The following is a 21,002-nucleotide window of genomic DNA, read 5'->3' on the forward strand; positions in this document are numbered from 1 at the left end:
TGGGTAGGGCAAGCGCTACGGCCAACTGCGGCCATTCCGGCCCGAACCCGTAATTTCGCCCCGAACCCAATCCCCGCCCATGTCCCTGCACGCTGCCCCCACTCTGGAAGCTGACTTCACTGCCGCCCCGCCCGCGCCCGAAACGCTGCGCCGGGTGTACCGCCTGATGCGGACCGCCGACGAGCTGGCCCGCCTCTACGAAGAAAACAAGGCCGTGACGGCCAAGTACGTGCACGCCACCGCCCGCGGCCACGAGGCCATTCAGCTGGCCGCCGCCTGCCAGCTGGGCCCCCAGGACTACGTGGCGCCCTACTACCGCGACGACGCCATGCTGCTGGGCATCGGCCTGCAGCCCTACGAGCTGATGCTGCAGCTCATGGCCAAGCGCGACGACCCGTTTTCGGGCGGCCGGACCTACTACAGCCACCCCTCGCTGCGGCGCGCCGGCTTCCCTACCATTCCGCACCAAAGCTCGGCCACCGGCATGCAGGCCATTCCGGCCACCGGCGTCGCCCACGGCATCAAGTACCTGGAAAGTCAGGGGCTGATGGGAATTAGTAATGAGCAATTAGTAATTAATAATTTGCCAATTGTTCCAGGTTCGGAAGAGGCTGAACAGCTAATTCTTAATTCTTCATTACTAATTACTAATTCAAAGGCGAAGCCGCTTGTGCTGTGCTCTATCGGGGATGGGGCCATGACCGAGGGCGAGGTGAGCGAGGCGCTGCAGATGGCCGTGCTGCACCAGCTGCCCATTATTTACCTGGTGCAGGACAACGAATGGGGCATTTCGGCCACGGGCCGCGAGATGCGGGCCATGGATGCCTACGAGTTTGCGGCCGGCTTCAAAGGCCTGCACCGCCTGCAGTTCGACGGGGCCGACTTCCTGGCCAGCTACGCCGGCATGCAGCAGGCCGCCGACTACGTGCGCGAGCGGCGCGGTCCGGTGCTGGTGCACGCCCGCTGCCCGCTGCTGGGCCACCACACCAGCGGCGTGCGCCGCGAGTGGTACCGCGGCGACAACCTCGCCCAGCACTCCCTGCAGGACCCGCTGCCGCGCTTCCACCAGCAGCTGCTGGAGCTGGGCTTCGCCGAAGACGAGCTGCAGCAGCTGGCCGCCGAGGCCCGCGCCACCGTGGAGGCCGACTACCAGCGCGCCCTGGCCGCCCCCAACCCCGACCCCGCTACCTTCGCCGACCACGAGTTTGCCCCACCGGCCGTGACCGAAGAAGCCGGCGAGCGGACCCCCGCCGGCGCCGACAAGGCCCTGATGGTGGACGCCGCCCTGCACGCCGTGGATGATATTCTGCGCGAGTTTCCGGAGGCCCTGTTCTACGGCCAGGACGTGGGCGGCGAGCTGGGCGGCGTGTTCCGCGAGGCCGCCCTGCTGGCCAAGAAGTACGGCGACGCCCGCGTGTTCAACACGCCTATTCAGGAAGCCTACATCGTGGGCAGCACGGCCGGCATGAGCGCCGTGGGCGCCAAGGCCATTGTGGAAGTGCAGTTTGCTGACTACATCTGGCCGGCCCTCAACCAGCTGGTGGAAGAGCTCAGCAAATCGTGCTACCTCTCCAACGGCCAGTTTCCGGTGCAGAGCCTCATCCGGGTGCCCATCGGGGCCTACGGCGGGGGCGGGCCCTACCACTCGGGCTCCATCGAAAGCACGCTGCTCACCATCCGCGGCATCAAGGTGGTGTATCCGAGCAACGCGGCCGACATGAAGGGCCTGATGCGCGCCGCCTACCTCGACCCCAACCCTGTGGTGATGCTGGAGCACAAAGGCCTCTACTGGAGCAAGGTGCCCGGCACCGAAGACGCCAAAACCGTTGAGCCCGCCACCGGCTACGTGGTGCCCCTCGGCAAAGCCGCCGTGGCCCAGCAGGCCGACGCCACGAAGCTGCAAAACGGCGAAACCTGCGTGGTGATTACCTACGGCATGGGCGTGCACTGGGCCAAAACCGCCAGCCGCCAGTTTGCCGGCCAGGTGGAAATCCTGGATCTGCGCACCCTCAACCCGCTCGACTACGAAGCCGTGGAAGCCGCCGTCCGCCGCCACGGTAAGGCCCTGGTGCTCACCGAGGAGCCGCTGCTGAACTCCTTCGCCGAGAGCCTGGCCGGCCGCATCCAGCGTACCTGCTTCCGCCAGCTCGACGCGCCCGTATTTACGCTCGGCGCCGCCAACCTGCCCGCCATTGCCCTCAACGTGGACCTGGAGCGCCAGATGCTGCCCAACCCCGACAAGGTAGCCGCCGCCCTGGCCGAGCTGCTGGGCTACTAGCAGAGCTTCATTCAGCACACACAAGAAAACCCCGGCTGCAGATGCGGCCGGGGTTTTCTTATGCATTCCAGAAGCATGCCAGATAGAAACTGGGTGAGCAACAAAAAGGGCTTCCGGATATCCGGAAGCCCTTTTCAGTGGCGTGCTGCTACGGCTTACTAGTTTTTGAGCAGCTTCACCAGGTAGCGCTGGCCTTGGCCGCTCACCCGGATCAGGTACGTGCCTTTGGCAAACTCCGCTACCGGCAGGACCACCTCGCGGCCGCCCGTGGTTTCAAAGCGCAGCATCCGGCGGCCATCAGCCCCCAGAACTTCCACCTGGTAGGTGGCCTGGCTCAGCGCCAGCAGGTCGAGGGTTGCCTTGTCCGTTGAGGGCGAAGGGTACACCGAAATCAGCGTAGCCGCGCCTTTGCCGTCAAAGCTTACTACCCGCACTTCCGTGGTCGACTCCTTGCCATCCACATCAACCTGGCGCAGGCGGTAGTAGCGCGTGCCGGCTACCGCGCCGGCGCCCTTGTCGGTGAAGGCGTAGTCGGTGCGGGTGCTGCGGGTGCCGTTGCCCCGTACCGAGCCCACTACCGCGAAGGTCACGCCATCAGCGGAGCGCTCTACGTCGAAACGGGCGTTGTCTTTCTCCGAAGCCGTAGCCCAGGTCAGCAGCGCGTCGCGGCCGGCAGCGCGGGCCTGGAAGCTGAGTAGCTCCACGGGCAGCGGTACGGCATTGGCGTTGGTACGGAAGGCCGCTTCGGTTGCCGTGTTCGAGCCCCGCGGCGCCGAAGAAGGCGTGCCGCCGTAGGCCGGATCGTAGAGGTCTACCAGACCATTGAAGTTGTCGTCGCGGTAGTACTCGTTATCTAGGTCGAGGAAGTTGGGAATCTTGTCGTTGTCGGCGTCCAGCAGGAAGGGCGAGTTCGTGACGCCGCTGGCTGGGCCAGAAACAGGGTAATAGTTGGCTTTGCTGGGGTTGTTGGTGGCAAAAAGACGCGCTTTAGCAATAATTTCTCCACCCGATACAGCGAAAGTAGGATTGGCAAAAGCTTCCGACCAGTCGGCCGTTTGCAGGTTGATGGCCAGGCCCGTCTTGCCGGCGTTGTCGTTGTCGGAGTCGATGTCGAAGATGTCGGCTACGTCGGTACCATCGGTGTTGACCACGCTGGTGATAGTAACACCCGCAACGCCCCCATTGCTGGCGTCGTAGGCATCGCGCAGGCCGTCCCGGTCGGCGTCAGTGTTGAAGTTGGCCTGGCCGCGGCGGGTGGTATAAACGGTCGTGCTCAGCGCCTCAATTTCATCGGTGATGCCGTCGTTGTCGGAGTCGATATCGAGGAAGTTGTAGGTGCGGGCCGTGCCGTTGAGGTTGCTGCGCACGTCGTTGTCGGTATCAACCAGATTGTATCTGCTGACGCCGTTCTCGGTCACGGTAACAGTTTCGTTGGAGCCGTTGCCGGTCTTGCTGTACGCTACCGAGCCTTCCACCGCATCGGGCAGGCCGTTGCCCCCTACGCCCGCGTAAATGCCGTTGATGGGCGCGGTGCCGGTAGCAGTAGTAACGTAGCGGCCTTCCGTGACGCTGTAAGCGCTCTGGTACGTGTAGGTGCGGGTGTTTTGACCACTTCCAACTACAAACGCGAAAGGGCCATACGTGAAGGTGGGCGTGACATTACCATTAGCCTCAAACGCATCCGTGAGCCCGTCGCCGTCGGCGTCCAGGTCAAAGTGGTTCGGAATGCCGTCGCGGTCCAGGTCGAACAGGTCGTTGACGCCGTCGTTGTTGGTGTCCACGAACGTGCCCAGCACGGGGTGCACGTACGCCGCGTCGAGGTAGCGGATGGGGGAGGTGGTGGTGGCGAAGGCGCCGGGGTCGGTGGCGGCCGTACCCGACATAGCTTCCACTACGTCGAGGACGCCGTCGTTGTCGTCGTCGATGTCGGTGGCATCGGCTACGCCGTCGTTGTCGTTGTCGCAGACGTCGGCATACACGAAGGTGCGGCTGCCGGTGAACACGGAGAAGCCGTAGGTCCAGGTGTTGACGGTGTAGCCGTCGCCGTCGTCGGTGGTAGCGCCCCAGCGGTGCACCCCGGTGCTGGAGTTCACGCCCGCCAGCTGGGTGCGGTCATTCGGAAACTCGGCCGTAGGCAGCAGCGAATCGTCCCAGTACAGCAGGTCGTAGGCTCCGGTGGAGGAGCGGGCGTTACGCACGCGGAAGCCGTCGGGGTTGCCTTCGGCATCAAACACGGGGAAATTGACCGGGGCACCGTTGCTGGTGAAGTTGAAAGTAACGGTCGAGCCGTTGGCTACCCGTACGCCGGTGCCATCCAGGCCGTCCCAGACCAGGGTGTTGGCTGTGCCGGCCGTTACGTTCAGTTCAAACAGCCTGTCGCGCGTGCCGGCTTGGTAGCCGGGCGTGCCGTTCAGGTCAATCAGAATCTCGAAGTCGCCGGTTTCGGCGGCGCGGGTGGTGAAGGCCACCTTCGTCACGCCGTCCTGGCAGAACGGCTGGGGTGTTATGCTCACCGTCGGCTCGGGCGCAGTGGGCCAGATGGCGGCATCGGGGTTGCTGATGAAGTTGGGATACTGCGTGTACGACGACTTGCTCAGCTGGCTGCGGCGCCGGGCGGCAAACGTAGACCCGAACGAGGGGTCGGAGCCGAATTCGTTGGACACGAAGAAGAATACGAGCGGGCGCAAACCGGCCAGCTCCACTTCCTTCACAAAGTATTTGCCCGGGGCCTGGCGGCTTTCCACCATCGGGTAGAGAATAAAGTTGGCCGACAGACGGTTAAGGAACTGGCTGGTGCCGGTAGGGCCTTCCGAAATACCGGCCGTGAAGGCCCAGTGGCGGCTGTAGAGGCGGCCAGGCTTCTCGGTGCCGCCGGCCGTACGGACCGTAAAGTCCCAGAGGTCGTAGTCGGAGCGGCGGTTTTCGGCCGTCATGGTTTCCTCGCCCACCTGCGTGAACTCCACATAGAATTCCTGGGCGGCGCCGGTGTTGTTGGTGTACGTCAGGGGCTGGTAGCCGCCGGCATTGGGGAGCGGACCCGCCTGGGCTTCGGCCGGCGTGGCAATCACGCCGGCTTGCGGCTGGCCGTTCACCGTGGTGAGCAGCGTGGCCTGGTTAGGGCTGGCTGCATCACGCTGCAGGGTGGTGGCCTGCACCACCGTGCCGACGCCGGCGCCGTAGCGCAGTGTCAGGGTCAGGTCGGCCTGCGTTTGCGCATTGGAAGAAACCGGCTGGCGGTGCACGCCATAATAGAGCGTTTCGCCGGGCTCCATGTGCACAAACATTCGGTAGTCGGGGCTGAAGGCCTGGCCGGCCGGGCCAACCCAGGTGCTGGGCTTCAGGAAGCCCAGCGACACGTCTTGCCCGCCGGTGGTGCCGCTCAGGTTCACGTCGTGCGTGAGGTAGCCGGCACGGGTGTTGGCCGGGTCGGTCAGGGCCACTGTCGAGTTGGTGTTGGGCGTGAGTTGCTTGGAGCCTTCTGCCAGGGCCGGGGTGGCCGCGGCACTCAGTAGCAGCGCGCATAACCCATGCCAGCGTTGTACGGATTTTCTCATAAGTAGAACGAGTGATGTAGATGCAAAGAATTGACTACCATGGCAGAAATCGGCCTGATAATCCAAGCAAAACTACGAATCGTTCGACAATGAGAACCATTTATGGAATGGTTTCCCAAAAAGAAATGAGCTCCGCTCCCAGCATTCGGTTCCCAAGGTCGGGTCGGCCTAACTGTTAGATGCGGAGCGTTGCTTATAAAAGGTGTCGCCTCAGAACGGATACCCGATACCCAGATTAAACGCCGTCTGGTCCTGGCTGCCGAATAGGCTGGCTTTGCGGATGGCCCATTTGTTGCCGGGCGCGGTGGGGTCGTAGACCTTAGTGGCTACGTCGAGGCGCAAAATCAGGAACGTGAAATCGAAGCGCAAACCGAAGCCGGAGCTGACGGCGAATTCGCGGTAAAAGCGCGTGGGGCTGAACTGCGCGCCCGGCCGCCGGTCGTCGGAGCGCAGGGCCCAGGTATTGCCGACATCCGTGAACAGCGCGCCGTTGATGAAGCTGAACAGCGGGAAGCGGTACTCCACGCTGCCTTCCAGCAGCAACTCGCCGGGCTGCTCTAAGTTGTAGTTGCGGATGCGGTTGCCGTTTTCGTCCAGAATAAACGTGCCGGTGGTGTCCTGCAGATACGACGTGAACGAGCCTGGTCCCAGGCGGCGCGGCTTCCAGGCCCGCAAACTGGTAGCGCCGCCGGCAAAGAAATACTTGTCGTAGGGCAGGCCGTTGGTGCTGGCCCGCAGTGGCTGCACCAGCCCGCCATTGAACCGGTACACCAGAAACGACTTCACGCCTACCTTGTGGTAGCGCCGGTAGTCGGCGTTGAGGCGGTAGAAATCGGCCACCCGGATACTGTCGCTGAGTAGATCCTGGTAGAGCGGCTTGGTGATGCCGCCTACCTCGGCATACAGCCGCAAATACTTTGCGTCCCGAGTCTGGTTGAAGTCGTTGGAGTTGTACAACGACGTAAAACTCAGGCTGGGCACGAATTGCCGGCTAAAAGTGAACCTGGCCGCTTCTTGGTTGGGAAACTGGTTGACGAGCTGCCGGAAAAAAGTGCGGTCCAGGCGGGCCGTGTTTACCAGGCTCAGGTCGATGGGGGTGAAAACGAATTGGTGATAGGTAGAGCGTTGCCAGATATAGTCGAAGGTACCCTCCAGATTGGTACGGGCATACTCGGGGCGGCTCACGTAGTTGTATCCCACATTGATGCGCGTGCGGGGATTGTACTTGGTAAGTAGGCCGTTGGAGCGCCACGGCACCAGAAACTGCGGCAGAATCAGGTTTAGGTTGGCGCCCAACTGGGTGGTGAGTACGCTGTTGAGCTGGCTCCGGTCGGCGCTGTTGGTGAATTCATACTGCCCTTCAAAGCCGCCCCGCAAACCCAGCTCCAGCACTTCAGCGCCCCCAAACGGGTTGCGGGCCTTCAGGCGCAGGTTGGCAAACGGCCCCACCAGATAAGCCACATAGGTGCCACCAAATTCCACGGTTTCTTGGTAGCGCTTGGCCGGCGAGGCCGCAATAACGGCGTCGAGCTGACGGCGGGTGCTGTCGGCGGCGGAGGTGGGGCGCACACGCACGTAGTTCACGTTCGTGAACCGGAATACGTCGAGCTGGCTGATCTGGCGCTGCGTGGTCTGGGTGTTGGTCAGGTTGTAGAACTGGCCCGGGTGCACGGCCACCTTGCGGTTGAGCAGCTGGGTGTTGATCTGGTGCTGGAAGGCCAGAAAATACGTGGAGTCCTGCCGGATGGTGTCGCGTTTCTGCCCAAAGCGCACGGTGCCCGCATCCGTAATGAAGCGCACCTGCCGGATGGTGTAGCGTGGGTGCGGCTGCCCCGAGGCCGGGTTGGCAATGAGCGTGCGCAGCCGCACGGTGGCGGGAGCGAAGCTGGTATCGGCCTCCAGCGTAACGTACTGCTGGCGGAAATCAAAGTAGCCGTCGTTTTTGAGCAGCGTTTCAAACCGCGCGCGCTCCTGGCCGATGATTTCCTCGTCGTACTGGTCGCCGGCGTGCAGCAGCGAGGCCGGCTGCGACGCCAGCACACGCCGGGCCACGGCCGTATCGGCGATGTCGTAGTCGAGCTGGGAGTAGTGGAAGGGGGCGTTTTCGGTGATGTTATACGTCACGACCACGCGGCGGCGGTGCAGGCTGTCGGAGCCGCCCAGCAGGCGGCCCAGCGAAAACCGACGGTCGGCCAGCGTGTCGGAATACTGCACGCGGCTGCGGAAAAAGCCCTTCGACTTCAGAAAAGTAGCAATCTGTTCGGCCGTCTGGCGGGTCAGGGCCGAGTCGTAAATCACAGGCGGCTCGCCCAGGCGCATGATGGCGTTGCCTTTGTCGAGGGCCAACTGCAGGCGCCGGGTTTGCCGCTCGCGCTTGGTGAGCAGCTTGCCCACCAGCGCCGAGTCGGGCCGGGCCGCCACAATCCGCTCGTTGTAGCGGGCACGGGTGGCGTCAAGCTTGCGCTGCAGCTTATCGGGGGTGTAGAAGGTGTTGCCTAGCTGATAGATTGCTAGTTTTGGGAGCGGAAAGCGGCTGTTGGGCTTCTGGCGGTACAGCGCCTGAATCCGTTCGGCATCGGCCTGCTTCACGCCTTTCAGCTCGATATGGCTGAGCAGCTGCTGGTTGGGGCCCAGCAGGCGGAGCGGCGAGCAGCCTACTGCCAGCCAGCTTCCCAGCAGGAGCAACCCGGCCGGCAACGCCCGGCTCCGTAGTTTATCGTTCACCTGAGGTCCCGTAGGGCGTCTGTTCAGCAAAGGGTATGGTTTCGAAAGCAGTGGCAAAATACGTACACGCGCTGCACCTGAAAAAGTATCGGCTCCGGCATGGGGCCTTTCTGGTGGAAGGCGGCAAAAGCGTACTGGAACTGCTAAGTTCCGGACTTCAAACGGAACGCGTGTTTACAACGGCCGAATTTGCCGGAAAATTACCCGCCGGCCTGGCGGCAGGCCTCGTAGACGTGCTCAGCGAAGACGAGCTGACCCGCCTCGGCACGCTGGCCAACAACAACACCGCTTTGGCCATTGCGCGCCTGCCTGCCGAGCTGCCGCTGACCCTCACGGCTACCTCCGGGCTGCTGCTGGCCCTCGACGAAGTGCGCGACCCCGGCAACCTGGGCACCCTTATCCGTCTCGCCGACTGGTACGGCCTGCCCGGCGTGGTGCTCAGCGAAACCTGCGCCGACCCGTGGGCGCCCAAAACCGTGGCCGCCACCATGGGCTCGTTCACGCGGGTGCCCATCTGGCAGCGCGACCTGCCCGCCTGGCTCGGCAGCCTGCCCGCCGGCCAGTCCGTATTCGGCGCCGACCTGCACGGCGACAACGTGCACCGGCTCAGGCTCCAGCCACAGGGCGTGCTGGTGATGGGCAGCGAAAGCCACGGCCTCACGCCGGCCGTGGAAGCCTGCCTCACCCAGCGCCTGCACATTCCCGGCCGCGGCCAGGCCGAAAGCCTCAACGTGGCTATTTCCGGGGCCATTCTGCTGGATAATTTCTTCCGGAACGGCTGAGTGGCAAGAACGTCATGCTGAGCTTACCGAAGCATCTCGCGTGCAACGGTGACCCAATTGTGCAATGGGTTTGATGTTAGCACGCTGGCGAGATGCTTCGCTGCGCCTCCGGCTGCGCTCTGCATGACGTTCCTGTAACCACCTCTACTGCCAGCCGGCACGGTACTCGCGCCGCACGAAGCGGTTGGCTTCGTCGAAGTTGGTGACGCGCAGCTGCTGGGCGTCCCAGAGCAGCTCGATGCCGCGGCCGGGGTAGTCCATGCCGCTGCCGGTGGCTTTGGGCCGCTGAATGTCGTAGCCGCGGATGGCGAGGTTAGCCATCAGCAGCGCCTCCGTCAGCGGGCCAGCTAGCTCGAAGGGCGAACTGACGGATTTGTTGCCGTAGCCGGCCAGGCAGGCTTCCACCCATTGGGCATAGTGGCCGTCGGCGCCGCCCGGCACGCGGGCCAACTTCTGCTTGATGTTTGCCTGCTGGGTGCGGCTGGTGGGCAGCAGGCGTGGGTCGGCGCCGTAGGTGCTGGCCATCATCTTGCCCTTGCTCCCGACGAAGAGCGTGCCGTTGCCGCCGTCGCCGAACAGCTCGTTGGCACCTAGCTCGTCGGGGCGCTCGGGCTGAATGCCGCCGTCCATCCAGTGCACGGTTACTTCTTGCTTGGTTTTGCTGGTTTTGGGGAACGTGAGCGTGACGTGGCTGGAGGGCGGGCAGCTTTCGGGGAAGTAGCCGCGCTTGAACTCGCCCACGTACACGCTGCCCACGCTGGCCTGCACGGCGTTGGCGTAGCCCAGGTCCAGCACCCGGAACGGCGCTTCCATCAGGTGGCAGCCCATGTCGCCGAGGGCGCCGGTGCCGTACTCCCACCAGCCGCGCCAGTTGAAGGGCACCAGGTTATCGACGTAGGGGCGGGCCGGCGCGGTGCCCAGCCACAGGTCCCAGTCGAGGCCGGCAGGCACGGGGGCGGGCGTGGTGGGCCAGGCAATGCCCTGGGGCCACACGGGCCGGTCAGTCCAGCAGTATACCTCGTGCACGTCGCCCAGCAGGCCGGCGTCGTACCATTCCTGCATCTGCCGCACCCCGTCGCCGGAAGCGCCCTGGTTACCCATTTGGGTCACCACTTTGTACCGCTTGGCGGCATCGGTGAGGGCGCGGGCCTCATAAATATCGTGGGTGAGAGGTTTCTGCACGTACACGTGCTTGCCGAGCTGCATGGCCGCCAGCGTCACGTTGGCGTGGTTGTGGTCGGGCGTGGCGATGGAAACGGCGTCGAAGTTCTTGCTTTCCTTGGCCAGCAGCTGCCGCCAGTCTTTGTAGTATTTGGCCTGTGGATAGGCCTTCACAGCGCCGGCAGCGCGGCGGTCGTCTACGTCGCAGAGGTAGGCGATGCGCACCTTGCCGGTTTTGGCGAACATGGCCAAGTCGCTGGCGCCTTTGCCACCCACGCCCACGCCGGCCACCACCAGCTGGTCGCTGGGGGCGGTGTAGCCCGGCCCGCCCAGCACAAAGCGCGGCACGATGAAGAAGGTGGCGGCAGCAGCGCTTTGCTCCAGAAATGTACGGCGCGACGGTAACTCGGGAAGCTCACTCATGGCAGGACTGGCTGAGGGTGGGAGGAAATTAAAACTAGCGCTTTTCTGCTAGGAAATGCCTCATGTTCAATCACTAACTGTCAGGTTATTCGCTGCCCGCCGGGTAACAGCCGAGATACGAAGCTGACGCTACGGCATATCTATCCTGAAACCGCGCTGCTGCCGATCAGGCGCTTCCAACAGCGCGGGCCTGCCACTGCGCGCGGTTTACGCCCTTCAGTAGCAGCCACAAACAAAATGACAGCTCGCCCACCAATGGCAGCAGCAGAATGGCGGGCAGGAGAACAGCCGCCAAGGCCGGGGCAAACAGCGCCGCCGTGCACGCTACGAGGTAGCCAGCCCCAGCCATCTGCAGCAGCACGCCCAGCACACGCGGGAAATAGCCCGACTGGAAGATCAGGTACCCATTCACCAGGCAGGTGCCGCCGAAAAACAGCAGAGCAATATTGAAGGCAATGTCATGAGACTTCAGCGCGAGGTTGGCCAGCAGCGCCAGCTGGCCGAAACCGGTGGGCGCCGGCAGGGCGGAAGTGCTGGCCAGGATGGGCAGCACCAGTAGCAGAAATACCTTGCTGACGGCTTCCACCGCCAGCGAAACTCCATTGAACAGCAACGAAAGCTGCGCCAGACTTTTGCTAACGGGCTGCAGCAGCCGGTACTCGATCCAGAGCAGCGGCACGGCGCAGAGCACCACCAGCACATTGGCGGCCACGCCGAGGCGCCAGAGCATGGGTGCGGCCAGGATGTTGTGCGCCGTCGCCACAGCATCACCCGACACTACCAGCCGATTCATCACCAAACCCTCCGCAAAGGCCCCGCACAGAATAATAACCAGATAAAGTGCTCCGCCAAGGCGGGCATAGCGCCAGGGCGAACTATCGGAGGTCGTGCTCATACGGAGGCTTCTACAGGTGATTTAGGTAACCGGCCTTGCTGAATAATCTCAACTCTGGCCAGGAACGAGCGGCGGGGGGATGTGGCCAAAACGTACAAATGGCTGGCCATTCAATTAGATATTGAGTAGCCAGCCATTTGGTCGCGCCGGGGCGCCAGATGTTAGTCGAAATCGGTGAGCGAGATGCCGAAGCTTAGCGTCTGGGCCTGGAAGCTGTTGGCGTCGTTTTTAAAGAAGTCGTTGAGGTTGTACTTAGCGAAGAGCGTGACGCTGCGCAGCCCCACCGTGCCCTGCAGGCCGTATTGGAAGTCGGTGAGGTTGAACGAGTCCCGGTCTTTGTCTTTGCGGGTATGCTCCCCGTCGTTGTACTTGATTTTGGTGTGGGAGCCCAGGCGGTAGCCGACGAAGCCACCGGCCCCAACGCGGAACACGCTCTTGCTTTTGGCATTGCGGAAGTTGAGCATCGCCATGACGGGCAGGTTGAGGGCAGTGGTAGCCAGCTTGCTTTTCTCTAGGTTAAGATCGGGCGCCGTGACGATCCGCGTGGTGCCGTTGACGGAAACCAAGCGCTGGCTTCCTTCCAGCATGTAGTTGTTGAACGACAATTCCGGCCCGGTGAGCAGATAGAGCGGGCTGCGCTGGCTGCCCAGGCGCTGCAAATAGTGCCAGTTGAGGCTGACGTAGCGCGAGGCGGCCGTGCGCAGGCTGGGGCTTAACTGGTTCTGCTGTACCGATTTGTTGGTTAGCGCGTTCAGACCCAGGTCGATGCCGAAGTCGCTGTGGCCGGAGCGGTTGGCCTTTTGGGCCCGCTTGGCGGCTTTCAGCGAGTCGCTTTCGGGCGTGCTGCCCATATGCACTGATACCCGGTCGCTGCCGTTGCCATCGGCGTTTTCCTCCACCTTCACTCCAAACAGGTTGCCCATACTCACTTCCACCTTGTCGCCGCGGCGGGGGGCGTTGTCTTCGCCGCGCATCGTGATACGGATCTGCTCGGGCAGCTGCTTGCCGGGCTGGTCTTTGGCGGGGTAGAACTCCATGGTCACCTGGTCTGACTTCGAGCTTTTACCGGCCGTTTCGGCTTGGGCAATGTAGTTGTCGAGCAGGATCATCAGCGAGTCGAGCTTGTAGGCCCGCAACTCGCGCAGCTGCTGGCGGTTCTTGACGAACAGCGTCATTACGGCCTGATTGGGCAGTTTCACCACAATCGTGTCGTCGAGGTGGGCGGGGAGGGCCGGGCGGGCAAAGCAAGGCGCGGCCAGGGCCAGCAGCAGCAAGGCAGCCAGCAGAGCGGAGAAGCGTTTCATGACAGGGGAGGGAAATTAGAGTTGAATCACTTTGGTAAGCGTGCGGCCGGCCACGTGGGCCTGTACCGTCACGGTTTCGGGCAGGCCGGCTTCCGCCAAACTCAGCCGTTCGCCACGCACCGCATTGCGGGCTTGGCGGAGCAATACGCCGCCCAGGCTGCGCTGCCGGGCCGGAGCTGCCTGGGCTGCCGTGGCCACGGCAGGGGCAGCGCTCCGGCGCACTTCCACTTCAATAGGGCCAGTAGTGGCCGGGGCCGGCGTGGCGGCCAGCGCCAGTGCCGGCAGTTGCGACGGTTGCGAAGCCGGTACTACGGGTTCCAGTGGCCGCTCCGGTTGCGGACTGGGAACCTGTGCTACCAGGGCTTGTGGGCTTGGCTGGCTAGCTGGCCGGGTGGCCGGCGCTACTACCCGGGAGCGGGTAACAGCAGCAGCCAGCTGCCGGGGGCTGGTGGCGGCTACCTGTGGCAGCTGTTTGCCGGGGGCGCGGCTGGCGGTGGTTTCTGAGGGGGTAGATGCGGGCCGTGCTGGGGTGGTTGCCTGAGGGGCGGCGGCTACTTCGTTTTTATTTTCAGCTGGCGTGGCAGGCTTGGTGGTGGCACGTAGTGGGCGCGGTGTGGGGCGGCTGCCAGTGGCTACGGCGCCGGAGCCGGCGGGACGCAGGCCGCTGTTTTGCAGCCATAGCACGCCACTTACCAAAAGCAATACCACGCTGGCGGCGGCGGCCCACATCCATAGCACGGGGCGCTTTTTGGCGGGCTGCAGCTCTTCTTCGAGCTGGTTCCAGAGGTAGGCCGGCGGGGTGGGGGCGTGCTCCGCGAGACGCTCGCGAAACAGCTTATCAATATCTTCCGGTTGCATAGAGTTCTTTAGGTGAGGAGGTGGAGGCGGGGCTGGCTTGCTGGTTGGCCGCCGCGAGGCGGCGCTGGAGCATGGCCCGCGCCTTGCTGAGCTGCGACTTGCTGGTGCCCTCCGAAATACCAAGCAGCTCGCCGATTTCGGGGTGGGTGTAGCCTTCCAAGGCGTACAGGTTGAAGACGGTGCGGTAGCCGGCCGGCAGCTCCGCGAGCAAACCCAGCAGGTCGGCAGCGTTGAGGTGGCTTTCGGCTTCGGCGGCCGTGGCCGGCACGTCGTAGGTAAGGTCGTCGATGGCCAGGTGCAGAGGCTCCTTGCGGCGCAACTGGCCTAGGGCCTCGTTCACCATAATCCGCCGGATCCAGCCTTCAAAGCTGCCTTCGTGCCGGTACTGGTCGAGGGCCCGGAACACCTTGGCAAACCCACCAAGCATGGCCTCTTCGGCATCTTCGCGGCGGCGCAGGTAGCGCAGGCATACCCCCAGCATCAGACCCGCAAACTGCTCGTAAAGCAGCTTCTGGGCCCGGCCACTGCCTTGGCGGCAGGCAGCAATGAGGTCGGCTTCAGTCACGGTTGGTTGGGTAGAGGTTAGGGCAATAGCGGGGTGTTTGGAAGGCTAGATGGCAAAGGTTGCATGAGCGTTGCCTGAGACACTAAAAAACTTTGTTGATTGAAGATACCAAAGTCCGGAGGCTGGCAGAAGCTGATACAAGAAAGCCCGTTTTTCTTCTCAATTAAGAAGAAAAACGGGCTTGTAGAGTTGTCGTAACGATGCACCTATCCAGCGCTTTGCCTGGCGGAAAATTACCTCACGCAGTTCAGAGGGCCAGCAGTAGGTCGTTGGCCTGGCCGTAGTGCTGGTAGGCGCCCCAGGTGGAGCCACGGTGCGCAATCAGGGCCCGGGCGTGGGCAATGGCGCGGCTCAGGGTGGGCGGCGGCTCCACTGCCCGGCGGCCATAGTTGGCGGGCTGGTACACTTCCTTGAAGCTAAGGCCTACCAGCGCCTGGGCATAGAATTCCTGGGCAAAGAGCTCGGCCAGCGCGTCGTTCACGGGCCAGCCGGTGCCTAGGTAGTTGCGCACGCCCCGCTCAAAGAAGGCTTCGGCAATGCCGGCCAGATTGCGGTTCAGCTCCTCGGCGGCAGAGTGCCGGTGCCGGGCCGTAACCTGGGTGGAAAAGCAGGCGTTGGCGAACACCAGCCGCGGCACCCGCCGGGCCTGAAATATCTCCCGCGCCGACAGAAAGATCTTTTTGCCGAACACCCAGCCGCCGTGGTCGGGGTGGGCGGCATCGAAGGTGCCGTGCCCGGCAAAGTGCACCACGTCGAAGTTGCCGTCGAGAATCAGCCCCAGAATTTCCAGCGGGTCGCAGTCTGTGTCCCCGATGCGCTCCACCACGTCCAGGTTCAGGGCCCAGTGCTGCTTGAGGTGGCTCAGGATCTGCACCACGGCGCGGCCTTCGCGCCGGGCGCCGGGCAGCTGCAGCTCCGGCTCGGCGGCGGGGTCGGCCACCACCAGCACGCGCAGGCCGTCGTTGCGCTGCGGGGGCTGGCCCGGCCGGGGCGTGAGCATGGACCGGAACTGCCGGGTAAGCTGCAGCTGCGGCCCGAAATACTGTAGCTCACGCCGCTGGCGGTGGGCAAAGCAGGCCATTTCCCAGGGCAGCCCGGCTGTGTCGCGGTCCAGAATAAACGTGAGGGGCTCGTTGAGGTGCTCCTGAAAATCCAGGGGAAACAGGGCCGTGGTGAGCAGCTGGCCGTAGGTTTCCTGCTCTTCCCGCGTCACCGATTCCATCAGCCGGCTGGAAAGGCTGCTCGGAAAGAAAGACTGGGCTTTCACCTCGCGCACCGGAATAACGGCCCCATCTACCAGCGCCGAAAACCGGAACTGGTTGTCGGTACGCTCAATGGTGATGCGCGGGCCGGCCTGAATGGGCGGCAGGTCGCGGGGGCGGTTTTCGTCGTCGGCTTCGGTGGCGTCGGCCGCGGTAGTGTCGGCGGGCGCGGCGGGCAGCAGGGTTTCGGGCAGGGCAGAGGGCTCGTAGCTGAGGCGAAGGCCCGTAACGGGCTGCTCCCGCACCAGCTCCGGCAGCAGCTTGGTGAGGCGGTGGTACTGCAGGCCGTTGTCGTAGGAGCGGGCCACCAGCACCAGCGTGGTGAGCTGGCGGCTGCGGGCCAGCGTGGTGCCGGTGGCCGTGTTCAGCACTTCCGCCAGGCCTTCGAGCATGCTCAGCAGCACCTGTTTTTCGCTCATGGTGCCGGCGCGGGTGCCCACCAGCACGCTGGCTACCTCGGCGCAGCCCAACATCAGCAGCGTGCGGGCCACGTTCGTGAACAGGTAGTGCAGGTCGTGGTGCGTGAAGCGGCCTTCCTCGCCCATGCCGGCCAGCAGCAGCGCCTGCACTCCCGCCTTGCCGCCCAGGGCCGGGGCCGGCACGATGGAAATGTGGCCCAGCTCGCCGCTGAGCATGGCATGGTCCTGGGCCTCGCTGATCCAGTAGTTGAGGGCCTTGTCCATCTCGCGCAGGCGGGTGGTAGGCGGCGCGCCCTGGTAGTGGCCCATCACCAGCACCGGGGCCGTCACCTGGGCAATCGGCTGATATTCCAGGCGCAGCAGCAGCTTATGGGGCTGGCCGGGGCCGGTGGTGCCGGTGGGCGGCCGGTGCAGGCTGCGGGCCGGCTGGTCGTCGCCGATGGCGGCGCGCAGCAGCGTCTGCTCCATGGAGGCCTGGTCGAGCAACTGGGCCGGGGCGGGTGCTGCGGCTGCTTTGGTGGCCTCCTGGTGGCTGCGGGCCAGCTTTTCCAGGGCGGTAGCCACCAGATCGTCGCCGATGGGGCGGTGCCAGTGGCTGTCGGGGGCAAGTGGGGCGCGCGTAATGACGGGGTGCGTTGGTAGCACCAGCGTGTGCCCGAAGGTCAGCAGCTCGTTCACGGCTTTCAGCACCAGCGGATTGGTGGGCAGGTTGCCGTGGTCCTCGTCCACAAAATAGGCCGGCACGCCCGGCAGCACCGCCAGCGCATTCGGCACCCGCCCGTCGCCGGCCAACGTCTCGAAGTAGCGAAATTCGCCGGGAGCCACAATTTCCAGGCGCGAAAGGGTGCGGTGGTTGCAGCCCACGATGCAGGCGGTGCGGGCCGGGTCCAGGGGCCGGACGCTGGCCAGCTGCTCCTGAAACAGGCGCCCCTGCTCCAGCAGCGCCGCCTGAATGGCCTCGTTGCGCCACGTGCCGGCATGATAGAGCGTCTGCAGCTCGCTGGGCAGCTGCGCCGGGGCCGGCAGCAGCTGGTAAGACGCCGGAAAGGTATTGAGGATGCGCAACACCTCGGGCAGGCTGTTTTTGAGGTCCAGCTTGGCCAGCCACCGCACCACTTTATCGGAGCCGGCCAGTAGGGGCACGGTGGCGTAGGTGCCCTGGTTGGGCGTGCCGAGCAGCACCAGGCGGCCGCCCAGGCCGTTGGCCCCCATGCCGGCCCACAGCGCGGCGTTGTCCTGAATGAAGCGCCGCGCCACCAGCCCGCCCACCGAGTGCGCCACCAGATGCACCGGCCGGCCATGTAGGTGCTGCCGGATATAGTCGGCCAGCCGCAGGGCGGCCTGGTTCAGGTCCTGCCGCCAGTCGTAGGGCCACGGCTCCACTGTGCCCACGGCTTCCAGCGCCAGCAACGTGCGGGCGTAGGAGCGGTAGTCGAGAGGGCCCACCTGTATGTTGGCAGCCGAGGCCCCGGCCGGGGTGAGGGCCAGTTCATCAATCCCATCAGCAATTCGGGCCGGACTCACCCACACCAGCTCCGCGGGCTGGCTGCGCTTTTTTTCCACCAGCACCGAGGCCATCATGCCTGGCAAAAACAGAATGTGCGGATGTTCTGCTGGCAGGGTGGCATTCTGGCGGGCCAGCTGGCTCAGCTCCTGCAGCTGCTCATCACCGAAATAAGTGCGCAGTGCCCGCACCTCGGCCGGCTCCTGCTCCGGTGTGGGCAGCAGCGTCGCCTGGGCCAGCAGGGCACGCAGGACCGGCCATGCCAGCAGGGCCGGCTGCAAAGCAGTGTGGGGCGCTTTGCCCGGCTTGGGTTGGCGAGAAGCCATTGTAAGGTGCTAAGTAGAGGCGTGAGGTCAGGCCTGATTTCGGGGAAGTAGCAACGCCCGGCCGGCCGCGGCAAAACGGTCCGGACGGGCGTGGGTGTAGCGCCTGACAGGCGCGGCTACCGGGTGCCCGCCGTGGCCCGGCGCCGGACCGGTGCGGCCAGCGGCTGGAGCAGGGGCAGGTTTTCTGCCGTGGGTGCGCAGTCCAGGGTGGGGTGCTGGGCGGGCGTGTGCCGGACGAAGGACCGCCGCAGCTGCTCCTGAAACTGGCTGTGCGTGATGCCGGTGGCCAGCTTGTCGAGCAGGCGCAGGGCCCGCACCGTGAAAGCGCCGCTGCCGTTGGCCTCGTACGCCACTTCCTCGGGCAGGCAGGCCGAGAAGTTCACCACCTTCATGGCAGTGCGGCCGGCATCGGCGGGGCGGCGGCTCTCCGCGGGCAGCGTAGCCCGGAACTCCCGGTGCAGCACGTTGAAATCCAGGTTGCGGGTGCGGGCCTGCATGAAACGGGCCCGCTGGCCGGCTGGGGCCGGAGCCGGGCCGCTGCCAAACAGCCGGGCAATGCTGCCCGAGTGGCAGCAGTCGGCAAAGAACGTGGCGTTGACGCCGGCCGGCACGTGGCGGAATACGGCCCGCAGGTCGTCGTCGAGCACGAAAGCACCTCGGGCATAATCATACGGGCACAGGGCTTCGTCTTTACGGTCGTCCTCCTCAGGGCTGAGGTCGTCGAGCTGGGTGCCGTGGCCGGAGAAGTGGAACACGAGCACGTCGCCGGCGCGGCTGGTTTTGAGCATGGCCCCGATGCCATCCAGGATGTTCTGGCGCGTGGCGTTGGCTTCCAGCAGCAGCTCCGTGGTAAATCCTTTCTTCTGCAGGGCTGCCGCCCAGGCCTGGGCATCGGCCACACAGCCCTGTAGCGGGGCATCGGGGTAGCTATTGATGCCGATGCACAATGCCCGGCGGCGCGGGTGGCCGTTGGAGCCCGCAGTGGCCACCGGTGGCGCACTCACCGGCAGGCGGGCAGGAGTGGCGCTTTCAGCCTGCAGCTGGGCCAGCATCACCACTTCCTCGGGCAACTCTACAGGCTCGTGCCACAGGTCAACCAGCTCGCGGGTTCTGGGGAAGGGCTCGATATCGTGGTGGCCGAGCACGCGCCGGGCCACGCTTTCCATGGTGGCCGCGTCGTCGTCGAAGCCGCCGTGGGTGGTGCTGGTGCTGGAGCTGCGCCCCGTGGCCTCGGTCGTGCTCGACCAAACCACTTCGGCGGGCCGCGCCGGGCCGGTACCGTTCAGGCCCAGCAGCCAGCTCACGTCCGCATCGGCCCGCAAACTGGTTTCCAGGCCCAGAATGGGGGTATCATGGTCAGCTTCGAGGGCGCGGTGCACCAGGTATAGCAGCGACTTGCGGTAGAACAGCGAGCAGGTGTCGGCCCGCTCCAGCTTGTCGCGCATCGTAAACAACGTCAGCTGCTCGATGCCGTGGCCCAGTAACCCGGCCAAGCGCTGCATGAAGGCATCTACCCGAATGGCCGGGGCCAGCAGGTGCAGCGTCCGGAAAGCCGGCACGCCCAGCTGCAGCGCGGTAGGCAGGAAGTGGGCGTGGAAGATAGAGCCTGCGCTGTGGCCCACGGCGTGCAGGCGCAAGGTGCCGTCGGCTACCTCGGCGCTGTGCGCGGCGCAGAATTCCTGGAGCTTTCCGGCCACGTAACGGGCGCCGCCGTCGGCTTCGCTGGCCCATTCGGCGCTGTCCTTCATGTTTTTCCAGATCTGCCCGCCCAGCGGCCCCACGACCCGCTCAATAAGCTTGTCGCTAAGGTCGGTGATTTCGCGGCCGATCTGACGGGCGCTGCTGCCCCTAATGAGGGCGCCCAGCGTGCCGGTCAGGCCTGTTTCCCACACAAAATACAGCGGGTAGATGTGGTTGGCTTTCCACCACGGAATGTAGCGCAGGGCACTGGCGAGGCCCGTTTTTTCGGACACCAAGCCGCCGTGGGCATACACCAGCAGCTGCAGGGGGCGCCGGGCAGCTTTGGCCTGCTGCAGCGCCTGCTCCAGGGCCTGGCTGAACAGCAGGTCCACGTCGGCCGCAGTGGTGGAAAAGGCGCCATCCGTGGAGAAACGCCCCTGGTCGAGGTTCACCACGTGGTTGCGCAGCAGTTGCCGCTGGGCCGTAGTCAGCTCGCCGGTGCCGCGGGCAGTGCGGATGCCGGCCGCGGCCCGCCGCCCGGTTTTGGGCAGGTCTTTGGGGGCCGATGTGAGCAGCAACAGCTGCTGGCGGCTCATGCCTTCCTCGGCGGGCTCGGCCAGGGCCTCGGCCTCCTGGCCCCGGGCCCGGCTCACAATAGAAGTGTAGCGCTGGGCCTGCAGCAGCTCGGTGGTCCGGTCGTCGGCGGGAACCGCGCCGGCGGCATCGCGCCGGCCCAGGGTGGCTTTTATCTTGCGCACTTCCTGCACCGTGGCCGCGTAGCTGATGCTGCTGCCGGGGCAGGTTTTGGTGGACATCTGGTTGTGGAAGTGCAGCGAGTCGTCGGGGAGCCCGAAGCGGTGCTGCACGTGCGCTACCACCTGCAGGGCCGTGTGGCGCTGGGCGCCCGCAAACGGGTCACGTCCCTTGTCGAAGTCGCCGATCATCTCAAACATAAACGGCCCGGCAATGCTGTTGCCGTTGTGCCCGGAGGCGCTGGCTGGCGCCAGGTTCCAGTTGCGCCCGGTCCAGATGGTGCCGTCCGGCGCAATGGTGATGTGCTGAGCAATATCCGACCAGCCGTTGTGCTGGGTATGATACTGCCACATCGCCTCGATGCTGGCTCGCCCCGCGTATTGGGCGTGGTTGGGCCGCCAGGTGTGGTGCATGTGCACCGCATTGATACGACGGGTGAAGTGGAACTGGTTGAGCACTGCTACAAACTCAGCCAGCGTCATCTGCTTAAAGCGACTAGCCATGGGATAGAGGT

Annotated in this window: 11 protein-coding genes; 2 read left to right on the top strand and 9 right to left on the bottom strand. The window is 64.6% G+C overall.

Translation table 11 applies throughout. The annotated features are described in order from the left end of the window. Positions 1–79: 79 nt before the first annotated feature. The gene (locus tag N008_RS17180) at positions 80–2,278 is read left to right on the top strand and encodes a thiamine pyrophosphate-dependent enzyme (RefSeq protein ID WP_044017609.1); all 2,199 of its coding nucleotides are present in this window, start codon (positions 80–82) and stop codon (positions 2,276–2,278) included. Positions 2,279–2,436: 158 nt separating this feature from the next. Here N008_RS17180 and N008_RS21840 read toward each other — a convergent pair whose 3' ends face one another. Together N008_RS21840 and N008_RS17190 are read right to left on the bottom strand one after the other, a co-directional pair. After that, complete coding sequence (locus N008_RS21840) at positions 2,437–5,832, bottom strand: T9SS type A sorting domain-containing protein (RefSeq protein WP_081910864.1); 3,396 nt, start codon at positions 5,830–5,832, stop codon at positions 2,437–2,439. A gap of 210 nt (positions 5,833–6,042) precedes the next feature. Then, positions 6,043–8,556, bottom strand: a complete 2,514-nt coding sequence (locus N008_RS17190) for a BamA/TamA family outer membrane protein (protein WP_156109372.1) — start codon at positions 8,554–8,556, stop codon at positions 6,043–6,045. A gap of 50 nt (positions 8,557–8,606) precedes the next feature. Between N008_RS17190 and N008_RS17195 the strand changes: the two genes are divergently transcribed. Next, the gene (locus tag N008_RS17195; protein WP_231569734.1) at positions 8,607–9,338 is read left to right on the top strand and encodes an RNA methyltransferase; all 732 of its coding nucleotides are present in this window, start codon (positions 8,607–8,609) and stop codon (positions 9,336–9,338) included. 144 nt (positions 9,339–9,482) lie between these two features. Here N008_RS17195 and N008_RS17200 read toward each other — a convergent pair whose 3' ends face one another. The 7 genes from N008_RS17200 to N008_RS17230 form a co-directional block, all read right to left on the bottom strand. Continuing rightward, positions 9,483–10,922, bottom strand: coding sequence for a Gfo/Idh/MocA family protein (locus tag N008_RS17200; RefSeq protein ID WP_044017611.1), 1,440 nt, complete (start codon positions 10,920–10,922; stop codon positions 9,483–9,485). A 166-nt stretch (positions 10,923–11,088) separates the two neighbouring features. Further along, entirely contained in the window at positions 11,089–11,817 is a 729-nt protein-coding gene (locus N008_RS22455) for a DUF4386 domain-containing protein (protein WP_071884559.1), read from the bottom strand. Positions 11,818–11,978: 161 nt separating this feature from the next. Beyond that, positions 11,979–13,121, bottom strand: coding sequence for a porin family protein (locus N008_RS17210; RefSeq protein WP_044017612.1), 1,143 nt, complete (start codon positions 13,119–13,121; stop codon positions 11,979–11,981). Positions 13,122–13,136: 15 nt separating this feature from the next. After that, positions 13,137–13,979, bottom strand: coding sequence for a hypothetical protein (locus tag N008_RS17215; protein ID WP_044017613.1), 843 nt, complete (start codon positions 13,977–13,979; stop codon positions 13,137–13,139). Next, positions 13,960–14,544: an RNA polymerase sigma factor gene (locus N008_RS17220; protein WP_044017614.1), complete on the bottom strand. Its 585-nt coding sequence runs from the start codon at positions 14,542–14,544 to the stop codon at positions 13,960–13,962. The genes N008_RS17215 and N008_RS17220 overlap by 20 nt, the downstream gene beginning before the upstream one ends. A 247-nt stretch (positions 14,545–14,791) precedes the next feature. After that, positions 14,792–18,055 carry a CHAT domain-containing protein gene (locus N008_RS17225; protein WP_044017615.1) on the bottom strand — a complete coding sequence of 1,088 codons (3,264 nt, stop codon included), beginning with the start codon at positions 18,053–18,055 and terminating at the stop codon, positions 14,792–14,794. A gap of 116 nt (positions 18,056–18,171) precedes the next feature. After that, positions 18,172–20,991, bottom strand: a complete 2,820-nt coding sequence (locus N008_RS17230) for a caspase family protein (RefSeq protein ID WP_071884560.1) — start codon at positions 20,989–20,991, stop codon at positions 18,172–18,174. Positions 20,992–21,002 lie beyond the last annotated feature (11 nt).

This window comes from Hymenobacter sp. APR13, from assembly GCF_000737515.1.
Lineage (GTDB): Bacteria > Bacteroidota > Bacteroidia > Cytophagales > Hymenobacteraceae > Hymenobacter.

Coding starts and splice junctions, on each gene's coding strand:
- N008_RS21840 (WP_081910864.1), bottom strand. CDS start 5,832: ATGAGAAAATCCGTACAACGCTGGCATGGGTTATGCGCGCTGCTACTG.
- N008_RS17215 (WP_044017613.1), bottom strand. CDS start 13,979: ATGCAACCGGAAGATATTGATAAGCTGTTTCGCGAGCGTCTCGCGGAG.
- N008_RS22455 (WP_071884559.1), bottom strand. CDS start 11,817: ATGAGCACGACCTCCGATAGTTCGCCCTGGCGCTATGCCCGCCTTGGC.
- N008_RS17225 (WP_044017615.1), bottom strand. CDS start 18,055: ATGGCTTCTCGCCAACCCAAGCCGGGCAAAGCGCCCCACACTGCTTTG.
- N008_RS17200 (WP_044017611.1), bottom strand. CDS start 10,922: ATGAGTGAGCTTCCCGAGTTACCGTCGCGCCGTACATTTCTGGAGCAA.
- N008_RS17210 (WP_044017612.1), bottom strand. CDS start 13,121: ATGAAACGCTTCTCCGCTCTGCTGGCTGCCTTGCTGCTGCTGGCCCTG.
- N008_RS17180 (WP_044017609.1), top strand. CDS start 80: ATGTCCCTGCACGCTGCCCCCACTCTGGAAGCTGACTTCACTGCCGCC.
- N008_RS17230 (WP_071884560.1), bottom strand. CDS start 20,991: ATGGCTAGTCGCTTTAAGCAGATGACGCTGGCTGAGTTTGTAGCAGTG.